This window comes from Streptomyces sp. NPDC043952, from assembly GCF_056435325.1.
This window is the reverse complement of the sequence record NZ_JBWKES010000045.1, coordinates 42,394-53,910: the sequence shown is the minus strand read 5'-3', so window position 1 is coordinate 53,910 and position 11,517 is coordinate 42,394. Positions and strand designations below refer to the sequence as shown.

11 protein-coding genes are annotated in these 11,517 nt (G+C 73.8%); 3 read left to right on the top strand and 8 right to left on the bottom strand.

Annotated elements, in window-relative coordinates; translation table 11 throughout:
* Positions 1–401: 2-oxoacid:acceptor oxidoreductase family protein (locus AC069R_RS31255; protein WP_478770090.1), on the bottom strand; the 401-nt coding region annotated here is incomplete at its 3' end.
* 195 nt (positions 402–596) lie between these two features.
* Positions 597–1,907, bottom strand: a complete 1,311-nt coding sequence (locus AC069R_RS31250) for an aminotransferase class V-fold PLP-dependent enzyme (protein WP_478770089.1) — start codon at positions 1,905–1,907, stop codon at positions 597–599.
* A gap of 401 nt (positions 1,908–2,308) precedes the next feature.
* On the opposite strand from AC069R_RS31250, the gene AC069R_RS31245 reads away from it, so the two are divergent.
* Entirely contained in the window at positions 2,309–2,581 is a 273-nt protein-coding gene (locus AC069R_RS31245; RefSeq protein WP_478770088.1) for a hypothetical protein, read from the top strand.
* Positions 2,582–2,626: 45 nt separating this feature from the next.
* Positions 2,627–3,874 carry a class I SAM-dependent methyltransferase gene (locus AC069R_RS31240; RefSeq protein WP_478770087.1) on the top strand — a complete coding sequence of 416 codons (1,248 nt, stop codon included), beginning with the start codon at positions 2,627–2,629 and terminating at the stop codon, positions 3,872–3,874.
* Positions 3,875–3,937: 63 nt separating this feature from the next.
* Here the strand turns inward: AC069R_RS31240 and AC069R_RS31235 are convergent, their stop codons facing one another.
* The 3 genes from AC069R_RS31235 to AC069R_RS31225 all read right to left on the bottom strand — a co-directional run bounded on the left by AC069R_RS31235 (position 3,938) and on the right by AC069R_RS31225 (position 6,839).
* Complete coding sequence (locus tag AC069R_RS31235; protein WP_478770086.1) at positions 3,938–5,173, bottom strand: helix-turn-helix domain-containing protein; 1,236 nt, start codon at positions 5,171–5,173, stop codon at positions 3,938–3,940.
* Between the two features lie 584 nt (positions 5,174–5,757).
* A complete protein-coding gene (locus AC069R_RS31230) occupies positions 5,758–6,012 on the bottom strand; it encodes a hypothetical protein (protein WP_478770085.1) in 255 nt (84 codons plus the stop codon).
* Positions 6,013–6,461: 449 nt separating this feature from the next.
* Positions 6,462–6,839 carry a hypothetical protein gene (locus AC069R_RS31225; RefSeq protein WP_478770084.1) on the bottom strand — a complete coding sequence of 126 codons (378 nt, stop codon included), beginning with the start codon at positions 6,837–6,839 and terminating at the stop codon, positions 6,462–6,464.
* Positions 6,840–7,051: 212 nt separating this feature from the next.
* Here AC069R_RS31225 and AC069R_RS31220 point away from each other — a divergent pair, with 212 nt between their 5' ends.
* Positions 7,052–8,446 carry an ATP-binding protein gene (locus AC069R_RS31220; protein WP_478770083.1) on the top strand — a complete coding sequence of 465 codons (1,395 nt, stop codon included), beginning with the start codon at positions 7,052–7,054 and terminating at the stop codon, positions 8,444–8,446.
* 280 nt (positions 8,447–8,726) lie between these two features.
* Here AC069R_RS31220 and AC069R_RS31215 read toward each other — a convergent pair whose 3' ends face one another.
* The 3 genes from AC069R_RS31215 to AC069R_RS31205 form a co-directional block, all read right to left on the bottom strand.
* Positions 8,727–9,548: an AfsR/SARP family transcriptional regulator gene (locus tag AC069R_RS31215; RefSeq protein WP_478770082.1), complete on the bottom strand. Its 822-nt coding sequence runs from the start codon at positions 9,546–9,548 to the stop codon at positions 8,727–8,729.
* 253 nt (positions 9,549–9,801) lie between these two features.
* Positions 9,802–10,644: a 4'-phosphopantetheinyl transferase family protein gene (locus tag AC069R_RS31210; RefSeq protein ID WP_478770081.1), complete on the bottom strand. Its 843-nt coding sequence runs from the start codon at positions 10,642–10,644 to the stop codon at positions 9,802–9,804.
* 121 nt (positions 10,645–10,765) lie between these two features.
* A complete protein-coding gene (locus AC069R_RS31205; protein ID WP_478770080.1) occupies positions 10,766–11,494 on the bottom strand; it encodes an acyl carrier protein in 729 nt (242 codons plus the stop codon).
* Positions 11,495–11,517: the final 23 nt, after the last annotated feature.

The following is an 11,517-nucleotide window of genomic DNA, read 5'->3' as shown; positions in this document are numbered from 1 at the left end:
GCGTAGCCGACCTTCTGCAGGGCCCGCCCGGTGAACCCGTCCGTGTCCACGATGACCTCCGCGCCACGCGGGAGATCGCCGATATTGGCCTTCAGAGCGGCCGGGTTCATCGCGACGAGAACGTCCGGCGCATCCCCCGGAGTGAGGATGTCGTGGTCGGCGAAGTGGAGCTGGAACGAGGAGACACCCGGCAGGGTCCCGGCAGGCGCGCGGATCTCGGCGGGGAAGTTCGGCAGGGTCGAAAGGTCGTTGCCGAAGGAAGCCGTCTCCGAGGTGAACCGGTCCCCGGTGAGCTGCATACCATCACCCGAGTCCCCCGCGAACCGGATGATCACCCGGTCCAGACGCCGCACATCCTTCGCGGTCCCCGTCCCCGTCGGCCCGGTCATTTCCACAGACATGCGTACGTCCGCTCCTGTCGGTCCGTGACTGGTCTCGCGGCGCCACCGCAGGGTGCGCGCGACTGGGTCCGAGGCTAGGGACGGCCGTTAGAGGGGCGCTCGTGTCTGCCCGGTCCTGCTACCGCCTCCCGGAGAGCCGAAGGGGGACCACAAGCCGAAGGGGGACCACCGGCGGGACCTTCTTCACGAGGCCGCTCATGCCCCCGGCCGGCATCGGCCGGAGTCGGCCGGGCCGCCGGACACCAGGGCCAGATGCCGCCGCCCGGCCGCCCGCTGCCGTGGCACCGGGAAGGCGACCGGCACCGACGTGCCGGACGGCACGGACGCGTCGGACGGCACGGACGCGTCGGACGGCACGGACGCGTCGGACGGCGTGGTGAGCAGGGCGGGTGCGGGGCCCAAGGTCGGGGCGGCGGGCCGCGGAAGTCCTACGGCCACGGCGTCCCGGAGGGCGTCGGCGAACAGTTCGATGTCCTCGGTCGAGTTGTCGTGGTGGACCGATGCGCGTACCGCCGTGACGACACCGCGCCGGGGCAGGTACAGCGGGACTTCCTGGGCGACCGTCTTCCACACGACGACTCCGCGGTCCGCGAGCCGGCGGCGCAGCAGCGCGGACGGCAGTTCTTCGTGCCGGAAGGTGACGATGCCGGACTGGGTACGTCCCGGTGCGATCGGTTCGATGCCGGGCGCCCCCTCGACGGCGGCGCGTAGGCGACCGCCGAGGTCCTCGCCCGCGGACGGCGCGGCGTGCCGGGCCAGAGATGCGTTCAGCGCGGCGGTGGCGGCGCCGTGCGGCGGCACGAACGGCAGGCCGCCGTGCGGGGCGAGGGTCTCGCGCAACAGCGGTGCCGCGTAGGCGAATCCCGCTGACTGCGGGCCGCGCAGAAACCTCCAGCCGTCCCCCGCCAGCAGGTGGCAGCCGATGCCGGCGATGTCAACAGGGAGCTGTCCGACGGCGTAGGAGGCGTCGACGGCGTACAGGCACCGATGCGGGGCGAGGATCCGCCCCACCTCCCGCACGGGACTGACGATGCCGCAACCCGCCGGGACGTACGGGACGCAGACGAGGGCGACGTCGCCGCCGATGTGCTGGGCCATCCACTCCAGGTCGAGGTCCCCGTCGTGGCGCAGCGGTACGACGTCCAGCGCGCACCCGGTGCGGGCGCGCAGGGCGAAGAGGGCGGTGAGGTTGGCGGCCGACTCGTAGGGCGTCACCCAGACGCGGTCCCGCGGGCCGAGCGGCAGCCGGGACAGCACACCGGCGAACGCGTCGGCGGCGCCGGTGCACGGAAAAGTGTCCGCGGGCGGCGCGCCGAGCAGGGCGCCCAATCGCTCGTGGAATTCCCCGTGCAGGACATCGCCCAGGCGGTCGTCCAGCTCGTACGGCCCGTACCGGTCCTCGAAGCGCGTCCATTCGGTGAGCACAGCGCGTACGTCGGCGGGCATGCGGCCGGCGCCGGCCGGGTCGAGGTGGATCCTGCGGTCGCCGTGGGACGTCGCGTTCATTTCAGGGACCTCCCCCTTAGCCGGGGCAATTCGTTGCCTGGAAGGTGGCAATAGATTGCCTGCCGGTGCGGGGAGTTGGCAACATCGGGTGCCACGGGCTCAGGCAAGGCTCGAGTGAGGGGGCGATTGGCAACGGAATTCGGGGGGTTCCGGCTTCCGTCTCCAGTAGTTGGCAAGTGTTGCCACAGCTTCTCCGTATGTGCCAAGAGGGCAGGTTTCCGCAGCTCAGAGCCGTTCCGTTAGGCAAATTCGGTGCGTCTCCATGTCCCTTGATGCGTTTCTGGCGGGTATCTCCAGCGAAAATCCACCCATTCCCCAGCAATTCCCGAGGTGCGCTTGCCAGTCTTCTTGGCAAGAGGTTGCCAAGCAACGCACACGGAATTGACACCGAGGAGCCCGCCATGAACCGCATCGCCCGGATCGCCGCCGTCGCCGCCGCCGCCGTCTTCTCCACCGTCGGCGCCACCGCCGCCGACGCGATCGTCTCGCCGGCGACGCAGAAGGCGGTCTCCGCCGACCAGCAGTGGCCCATCGCCCCGGCCACCGCCACCCCCGCCGACCAGCAGTGGCCCACCACCCCCACCACCGCCACCCCCGCCGACCAGCAGTGGCCCATCGCCCCGGCCACCGCCGCACCGGCCGACCAGCAGTGGCCCGCTGTCGCCGCTGTCTGACGTCCGACCCCATGACGCCCCCGCCGGCCGGAGAAGGAGATCCACATGGTGCTCTACGACGACCCCGATGCCGCCGTGCTGGGCGACGACTCCCTCGTCCGGCACAGCAGTTACGACACCCTGCCGATCCCGCCGGAGCACCTGCGGGAGTGGCAGGACACCACCCTCGACCGGATCCGCGAGCTGCCGCGCCGCCGGGTCCTGGAGATCGGCGCGGGCGCCGGGCTGCCGATGGCCCGCCTCGCCCGTGACGAGGAGGTCCACGAGTACTGGGCCACCGCCTCCTCCCCCGCCACCGTCGCCGCGCTCGCCGCTCGGGTGGCACCCGACCCGGTCCTGAAGGGCAAGGTCCGGCTCGACCGCCGGGACACCGAGGACACGAGTGGTCTGCCCACCGGCCACTTCGACACGGTCGTCGTCACGTCAGTGGCCCGCTCCTGCCCGAGCCTCGCCCACCTGCGCACCGTCGTCGAGCGGGCGGTGGCACTGCTCGCCCCGAACGGCTCGCTGTTCCTCGGTGACCTGCGTAACCGCGACCTCGCCCGCTGCTTCCGGACCGGCGTCGCCCTGGCCCGGCCGGGTGCGGCCCGGAGCGACCGGGAGGCACTGCGCCGCGGCATCGAGCGGCAGGTCGCCACGGAGCCCGAACTGCTGGTCCCGCCCGGCCTGTTCGACGCACTCGCCCGTGACCTGCCCGCCGTGCGCGCGGTCGACGTACGCGCCAAGCGGGGCCGCAACCACAACGAGCTGACCCGCTACCGCTACGACGTGGTGCTCTCCACCGCCGAGCCGGTCGCCGACCTCCGCACCGCGCCCGCCCTCCGCTGGGGCCGGGACCTCCCCGGCACCGTCGAGGCCGTACACCGCCTGACGGCGTCGCGCCCCCGCGTGCTGCGCCTGGCCGGGATCCCCAACCGCCGGGTGCACGACGAGTACACGGCCATGCAGTCCCTCTTCGACCCCCGCGAGAGCATCGACCTCGCGCCGCAGGACGCGCCCGCCCCCGACCCGGAGGTGCTGTGCGCGACCGCCGAGAGCCTGGGCTACCGAGCCCTGCCCACCTGGGGCGAGAGCCCGGACGTCCTCGACATCGTCCTCCTCGACCCCGAGCAGCTTTCCGTGGGCCGGCTGACCGGCGTGTACGCGGCATCCGTCACCGGCTCCGGGAACCGCGCCGACGCCCCGGCCGCGGGCGAACACACCGCCGGCCCGGACGCCGCCCCGCGCTACCAGGAGCGGCCTGCGCGGCCCGCGCTCCCGCCCGCGCCGAGGCTCCTGACGACCTGCCGCTGAACACCGGCGGCAAGGGGACCGCGGGGCCCGGTCCGGGCCGGCCGCAGGGGACCCTCGTACCGGTCATACCCCCGACGCGGCCGTGCTCCGCTCCATGGTGGACTGGGCCAGAGCCTCGGCGAGGATGCGCCAGATGTCCGCGGCCAGGTCGATGTTGGCGTCGGCCTGCGCCTGCTCGGCCAGGTTCCGCAGCCCCTGGATTCCGCTGTCGTCGCCGGAGCGGATGCGCAGCTGGTTGCGGAGGATGTCCAGCCGTACCCGGTCCCGGTAGCTCATCCTCGACTCCACCTCGGCGAGTTCGCCGAGCAGGACGCGGGCGTCGTCGTACCGGCCGGTGAGGAACGCGACGTCGGCCTTGAGCGCGATCAGGTCCTGGCGCAGGGCCGGGGTGCCGACGAACGCGAGCGCCGGCTCGGCCTCCGTGAGGCACCGCTCGGCGGCCTCGGGGTCCGGCGGCAGCTTCTGCAAGTACAGCCGCCCGGCCGCGAACCGCAGCCGCACCCACAGCACGAGGTCCTCGCTGCTGCCGAAGCCCGCCAGCGCCTTCTCCAGACAGGCCTGCGCGCCGGCATGGTCGCCCTGCCGCAGGCGCACCGCCGCGGCGGTCCACATCGCCTCCGCCCACAGCGTGTCCGAACGGCCCGCGACCAGCTCGACCAGCTCGTCGGTGTGGGCCCGCGCGTCCGGCAGCCGGCCCGCCTCCGCCTCCACCGAGACCAGGGCCAGCAGCACCGCGCCCCGGTCCTCCGCCTCCAGGTCGTGGTCCTGTGCGAGGTGGTGGGCCGCCATCGCGGCGTCCAGGGCGGCGTGCATCTCCCCCAGCGCGCGCAAACAGCGGGCCAGCCGGGTCAGGCCGCGCACCCGCAGCGCCATCAGCCCGACCGCGTCGCCGAGCCGTACCAGCTCCTCCAGGTAGTCCCGCTCGCCGGCGTGGTCGCCCTGGACCTTCCGCTGCTGGGCCAGTTGCCACAGCGCCTGCCAGCGCAGCACCGGCGCCTCGTGCCCCTCGGCCGCCAGAGCCTCGCGGAGGGTTTCCATCGCCGCGTCGGACCCGGTGGAGGAGACCAGCGACAGCGCGTGGGCAAGCGAGCCGCCGGCGGGTTCCTCGAAGTCCGCGGGTTCCAGACCGAGCCGTTCGGCGAGGTGGGCGACGGCCCGCTCGGTGGGCTGGCGGGCGCCGGACTCCAGCCGGGAGAGGTATCCCGTGGACATGCCGTCACCGGCCAGGGCGGTCTGGGACAGCCCGCGGGCCTGGCGCAGTTTGCGGAGACGACGGCCGAACGCGGGCTGACGCAGCATAGGACCATTCCCTGGGACGGAGGGGTGGGGTCGGCCGGGGGCGGGACGGGGCGGGCCATGGTCCGCGGGCCGCCGACAGCCGCGACGAGCGTAGGCGGCCGGGCAAGTGCCGGGCAATGTTTTGCCAGACGCCATGCCCTGGACCTCGTGCGCACCTCACGGGATCCTCCGGCGTTTCTCCAGCGGTCCTCCAGCGATTGCGGGGAGTATCTCGAGCGCCGGTGCCGCCACCTGCACACCGGTCCGTCCTCGATCACGGAGCCGGTCTCGTCGCGACCACGGGAGTCGCCCATGAATCACGCGGTTCCTGCCCGCCGCGCTTGCCAAAGGTGCCGCGCCGGCCGGCCCGCGCCGATGCGCGGTCCGTCGTCCGACGACGACATCGGCTGGCCCAAGAAGTGATCTTGCCGTACCACCGTGCCGGGCGTCCGCGTCGTACGGGCGCGGCGCTTCCGTGCCGTACCCGCCGCGCCGGGCAGGGCACCCGCCTCCCCGCGGGCACGGCGCCTCAGCGCCGGGCGGCCGATCCGCTCGCCCGTCGCAGGGCGCTCGCCAGTGTCCGGTTCGGGGCCGTGTCGCAGCAGTCAGGGCTGCGGGTACCAGGCGCCCGGACGGATCCCGGCGACGCGGCGCAGGGGCCGGTGGAAGCGGGCGGTGTCCAGCGGCCCGAGCGGTTCCAGTGCGCCGTGGGCGCCTCGCTCGGCGTCGAGCAGCGCGCGGACGCCGGCGGGCCGGCCGTCGTTCATCGCCTCGCCCTCTCGGACACCCGCGTACGGAACGGACGTCTGCCCTCCGGACCAGCGGACGTCCGGGCCGCTGCCGCGGCGGCCTGTCCGCACGGTGCGCTCCGCCGCGCCGGCTCCGCGTGCCCGATCGGAGCGGCGGCGTCGCGGGGGCGTGGCGCCCGCAGGGCCGGGCGGCGGAGGGAGGCACCGGGTACGCGTACGGCGCTCTTGTGACAGCCGGCACGCACGCGCTCTCCGTATGGCCGTCCCCTCGTTCCCGGCCTCCCCGCGCCGGCTCCGCCATGTCCCGCGCGGCCGTTTTCTCCAGTGGCCCCCGAACCGTCCTGGGTCCGCGTTCGTCCTGCGTGGAGGGCCGTGGTCGGCGCATGCGGAGCGCAGCCGGGTCACCGGGCGCGGGGAGAGACGCGCCGTGGCAGCGGAGCGGTCCGGTCCGCCGTCACCGGGCCCGGTGATTACGCCGTAATCACCCCGCTCCCACGCGACTTCGGCCCTGACCCCGGCCGGGGCCGTCCGTACCGGCTCGCCCCCGGCGCGAGAGCGGGTCAGGCCGCCGCGGTCCGCGGCACGAGCATGTCGTGGCAGTGCGCGACGCGGCCCGCGGTGTCGAAGCGGAGCTCCGCGACCAGCGACCAGGCCGCCCCCGCGGTGCGCGCCGTCGCCCTCAGCACGACGAGGTCACCCTCGGCGAGGACGCTCTCGGCCGTCAGCCCCAGCTCCGCGGGCGGCATCCGCCCGTCCGGGCCGGCGGGGGCAGCCCAGTGGCGGGTGAGCTGGTTGGCCTCGCCCCGGTTGGCCGCCGCGACCAGCGCGAGGACGAGTTCCTTGTTGCGCTCACGCAGGGTGCGAGCGGTGAGGAGTTCGTGCAGCACTCCGCTGAGGGGCTCGGTCAGCGCGGTCACCATGCCGAGGTCCTTCCTCATGGTTCGTCGTCCCGTACAACCGTCCCGCACAGCATGGCCGTCCCCGCTCGAGAGGGGATGGAGAGCGGGTGGCCGGGGCGGGGTGCGGGGACGTCCGCGTACGGACCCCGGCCGGGAGGGTGCCGCGTTCCATCGACGCTCCACCGCCGTTCCAGGCGGCGCGGTGAGACTGGTCCGGTTCGGGGGGCAGCACCAACCGCGACGGGACGGTTATGACGTTGGTCGGCAGGACCACGGCGATCAGAACCTTGACGGACGCCTTCACGGACTGCGCCGAGGGGTGCTCCCGCACCGTCCTGGTGGAGGGGCCCACGGGGTGCGGCAAGAGCGCACTCGTCCACCTGCTGATCGAACGGGCCGCCGCCGCAGGTGCCGTGGTGCGGTGCGCGACCGGCTTCCCGGCCGGGCGCCGCACCGCGTGGGACGTGGTCCGCCAGTTGCTGACCGGCCTTTCCGGGCCGGTCCGGTGGACGGGCATGCCGCAGCGGGAACCACGCGCCGAGGACCTGCGGGCCCTATGCGCCGAACTGCGCGAGGCGGCCGGAGACGGCCCGCTGGTGCTGTGCGTGGACGACGTCCACCACGCCGACGACGAATCCCTCGCGTTCCTGTCGTACCTCGCCCGCCACGCACGGGCCGCCCGCACGCTGCTCGTCCTGGCCGGACCGGTGCACCACGAGAGCGGTGACCCCGCGTTCACGACCGGCCTGACGCACCTGCCGACGTCTCGCCGGATCCGGCTCGAGCGGCTCGGTCCGGCCGAGGTGACCGCGCTGGCCGAGCGCGCGGGCTGCCGCGAACAGGTCTTTTCCCTCTACGAGTTGAGCGGCGGCAACCCGCTGCTGCTGCGCGCGCTCCTGGACGAACGCTCCGGCGCGGCCCCCGGCGCCCGCCGTCCCGCACCCGGCTGCGGCGGGTGCGGGACGGCCGGGGCCGGCATCCGGCACGGCGGCACCGCCGCGGACCCCGGCGGCCCCTTCGCCCGTGCCGTGCACGCCTGCCTGCACCGCGCCGGCGCCACCGCCGCGGCGGTCGGCCGGGCCGCGGCCGTGCTGGACCGGGCCATCACGCCGGAGCGGATCACGGAACTGACCGGCATCGCGCCGCCCGCGGTCCGGCGGAGCCTGGCCGGCCTGCACGCGGCGGGACTGCTGAGCGACGCCGGTCACCCGACTCCCGCCGTGCGGACCGCGGTCCTCGGCGCCCTGTCCCCCGCCGACCTGGTCGCACTGCACCGCCGGGCGGCCCTCCTGCTGCACCGCCAGGGCCGCCCGGCGGTGGAGGCGGCCGGGCACCTTCTGTCCGCCGCCCTGTCCGCCACCGGTTGGTCGGCCACCGGCGAGGAGACTGAGCTGCTGTGCGCGGCGGCCGAGAGCCGGATCGCCGAGGACGACGGCCGCTGCGCACTCGCCCTGCTGGAGGCGGCCCACCAGCTCTGCGGGGAAGGCGCGCGGCGGGATCACGTGGCGGTCCGGCTCGTTGAGGCCGGCCGGCTGTTCGGCCCGATGGCCGCCGTACGACTGCCCGCCGGCCCACCCGGCGGGTCGTACGAGGGCGGTCCCGGCGGCGCACCGGCGCGGCCACCGGCCCAGTTGCTCCCGCTGTAGGACCGGCCGACCGATGCGCCACGGCTGCTCGGCAAAGGCGAAGGCGAAAGCAGGGACGAAGGCGGAAGCAGGGACGAAGGCGGAAGTGAAAGCGGCGACGGCACAGGCGACGCCCACAGCGACCACAGCCCCGGCTGTCCGGGCACCGCACGCGGACGCGGACGCGCCTTCGGTGCGCGCCCGGCGCTCCGGGCCACCGCCGAGGGCGGACCTGCCGGGGCGCGGAACAACTTCCCTGCGACAGACCGCCGTTCCTCCGGTGACCGGGCGGCGCCGGCCGTCAGGCCGCGAACAGGTCGAACGTCGAGCTGTGGCGCGGCCCGGCCAGCACGTCCAGCTGGGGGTCCACGGCCAGCATCGCCTGGTGCATGCGCTGCAACTGCGGGGAGGGCTCCACGCCCAGGTCCTGGATGAACCGCATCCGCAGTCTGCGGTAGACCTCCAGCGCGGTGGCCTGCCGGCCCGAGCGGTACAGCGCCACCATGACCTGGGAGTGCAGCCCCTCGTGGTGCGGGTGGCGAGCGGTCAGCTCGGTCAGCTCGGCGATCAGCTCCGAGTGGCGGCCGAGCCGCAGGTCGGCGTCGATGCGCCGCTCCACGGTGACCAGCCGGCTCTCCTGCAACCGCATCACCTCGATGTCCAGGACCGGGCCGAGCTTCACGTCGACCAGCGGTGCGCCGGTCCACAGGTCCAGCGCGGAGCGGAAACGCGCCGCGGACACCTCGTTGTCCCCCGCCTCGAACGCGGCTTGGCCCTGCCGGGCCAGTTCCTCGTACTGGTTCACGTCGACGCAGCTCTTGTCGATCTGGAGCAGGTATCCGCCGTGCCGCGTGGCGAGAATGTCCTTCGCTCCGGTCGGAGCGCCCGGACCCATCGCCGTGCCGAGCCGTCTGCGCAGTTGGAGTATGTACGTCTGAAGGGTCGTCAGCGCACTCGCCGGAGGCTCGGTTCCCCAGAGTTCCTCCATGAGTGTGGGTACGGGCATGACCCGTCCCGGATAGAGCGCCAGCAGCGACAGAATCTGTCGCGGTTTGCCGGCCGTCGGAACGATCGATCCCCCGTTGACCTCGGCACTCAACGGACCCAGAACCTGAATCTTCATGCTGGCCTCCCCACCTCGTCGAGTTCCTTGTCCAGTTCCTTTTGGTGGCCAGAAATCTTCGCCACTCCACACGCTAGCCGTGTGCGTGTCCTTCAACCGATTTCCTGTAGCGGTCCTCTAGCCGTGCTCCAAGCGGGACGGTCTTTCGATTCCCGAAAGGAATTCCCGCCGCTGCCCGGCCTTTTGGGACGGCGGACAATTCGCGTGGCCCGGATAGGTGCACGGTGCCCGGACGCCGCGCGGCGGGGCCCGGCTAGCCGCGCGGCGCGCCCACGGGTTCGGGCAGGGGCACGATGTGCGGTGCGGCCCGGTTCCAGGGGAACCCGTGGTGCAACTCCAGGTGCGGGGCGAAGGGTTCGTCAGCGGGTACGGCCACCGCGACCAGCACGCCCGGAACCGGCTCCAGTTCCAGCAGCCGCCAGCGCCCGGCCAGGTCGTCGGCGGGTGGCCGGAAACCGAGCACCCCCCGGTCGTCGGCCAGGGAGAAGGAGAACTCGTCGAAGGGCAGGCCGAGTCCCAGTCCGCGGGCCTTGGAGTATGCCTCCTTCAGGGTCCACAGCCGGAGCACCCGGCGCTCCCGCCGCGGGCCCTCGGGCACCTCGGCCACCCAGCGCTGCTCCTCGGGGGCGAAGGTGGTCACGATGGTCTCCAGACCCCGCGCCTCTCTGCCGAGGCCCTCCACGTCGACGCCGATGCGCTGCCTGCGGACGATCCCGAGCAGGCTGTAGCCGCCCGCGTGGGAGAGGTTGAAGTCCAGGTGGTCGCCGCCTCGCGGCAGGCCGCCGGGCAGCGGCTGGAGGAAGGGCCGGCCGCGCGAGGAACGCCAGATGACCAGCTCCGCCTCGGTGAGGCCGGCCTCCAGCGCCAGCGCCCGGCGGACCAGGGTGTGGGCGACCAGGTACTGCCGGCGGTCTCGTTCGAAGAGGAACCGGGTCGCGGTCTGGTGTTCCCGCTCGTCGAGCCAGTGCCTTGCCAGTTCCCCCGCGAGGTCGGGCGGGAGGGCGTCGTTGGGGCACAGCCACAGCTTCACCGGGGCCACGGTCTCGTGGTGCGGCGGGAACCCGGCGCTGGGGGACTCCGGTGCGGTGAGGGTCATGGTGTCGTCTCGTCCGTCTCGGTGCGCCGTGCCGCTGCGGTCGGCGTGCCATCGCGGCGCGTGAGGCCGCCGGGGCCGTAGCGGGCGGGGAACTGTCGGTGCTCCACGGTGGGGTTTCCGTTCAGGCGGAGCGGTCCGCCAGGAGCGCGGCCGCCTCGTCGACGCCGATCCGCTCCCCGCGCACCGCGTCGAGGAGCGCGACCACCTCCTCCTGGGACAGCGGGGACCGCGTCGTGGGAGCGGTGGCCGCCGGAGGCTGCCTTACCGGGGCCGCGGCGGGTGCGCCGTGGTCCGGTGCCGCGGGGAGCGCCGGGCCCCGGCTGCGGAAGGCGACGTAGGAGGCCATGGCGGCGAGGCTGGGATGCTCGTGGACACTGACGGGGCTCTCGCTCAGGCCGTAGGCGCGGTTGACACCGGCGATGAAATCGGCGGCCAGGATGGAGTCGATGCCCAGTTCCGCGAAGGCGGCACCGCCGTCGATCTCCCAGGGGTCGCAGTGCAGGATGCGGGCCAGTTGCTCGCGCAGCACCTGGAGCACGGCGGCCGAGGCGCCGGGGTCCTGGACGGCGGGGGCCTCGTCGGCGCCGCTGCGGACAACGGCCAGGTGGCGGGCGAGCAGCACCGGTGTGGGGTACTCGTACAGGGCCGCCCCGGCGATCCGGACGCCCAAGCGTTCGGCGACGGCCGCGACGAACTCGACGGTGAGCAGGGAGTCCAGGCCGAGCACGGGGAAGGGCTGCTCGGGGTCGATCCGGTCGGGGTCGGCGTGTACGACACCGGCCAGCACGGCCGTGAGCTCGACAAGGAGGTCTCCGGTCCCATCGGAAGGTGCCGTCGGCTCACTGGTCATGGGGAATGCCTCCAAGGATCGGC

Excerpts from the sequence above, each read along its gene's own strand:
- AC069R_RS31215 (WP_478770082.1), bottom strand. The coding sequence starts at position 9,548 with ATGAAGATTCAGGTTCTGGGTCCGTTGAGTGCCGAGGTCAACGGGGGA.
- AC069R_RS31220 (WP_478770083.1), top strand. The coding sequence starts at position 7,052 with ATGACGTTGGTCGGCAGGACCACGGCGATCAGAACCTTGACGGACGCC.
- AC069R_RS31245 (WP_478770088.1), top strand. The coding sequence starts at position 2,309 with ATGAACCGCATCGCCCGGATCGCCGCCGTCGCCGCCGCCGCCGTCTTC.
- AC069R_RS31250 (WP_478770089.1), bottom strand. The coding sequence starts at position 1,907 with ATGAACGCGACGTCCCACGGCGACCGCAGGATCCACCTCGACCCGGCC.
- AC069R_RS31225 (WP_478770084.1), bottom strand. The coding sequence starts at position 6,839 with ATGAGGAAGGACCTCGGCATGGTGACCGCGCTGACCGAGCCCCTCAGC.
- AC069R_RS31240 (WP_478770087.1), top strand. The coding sequence starts at position 2,627 with ATGGTGCTCTACGACGACCCCGATGCCGCCGTGCTGGGCGACGACTCC.
- AC069R_RS31235 (WP_478770086.1), bottom strand. The coding sequence starts at position 5,173 with ATGCTGCGTCAGCCCGCGTTCGGCCGTCGTCTCCGCAAACTGCGCCAG.
- AC069R_RS31210 (WP_478770081.1), bottom strand. The coding sequence starts at position 10,644 with ATGACCCTCACCGCACCGGAGTCCCCCAGCGCCGGGTTCCCGCCGCAC.
- AC069R_RS31205 (WP_478770080.1), bottom strand. The coding sequence starts at position 11,494 with ATGACCAGTGAGCCGACGGCACCTTCCGATGGGACCGGAGACCTCCTT.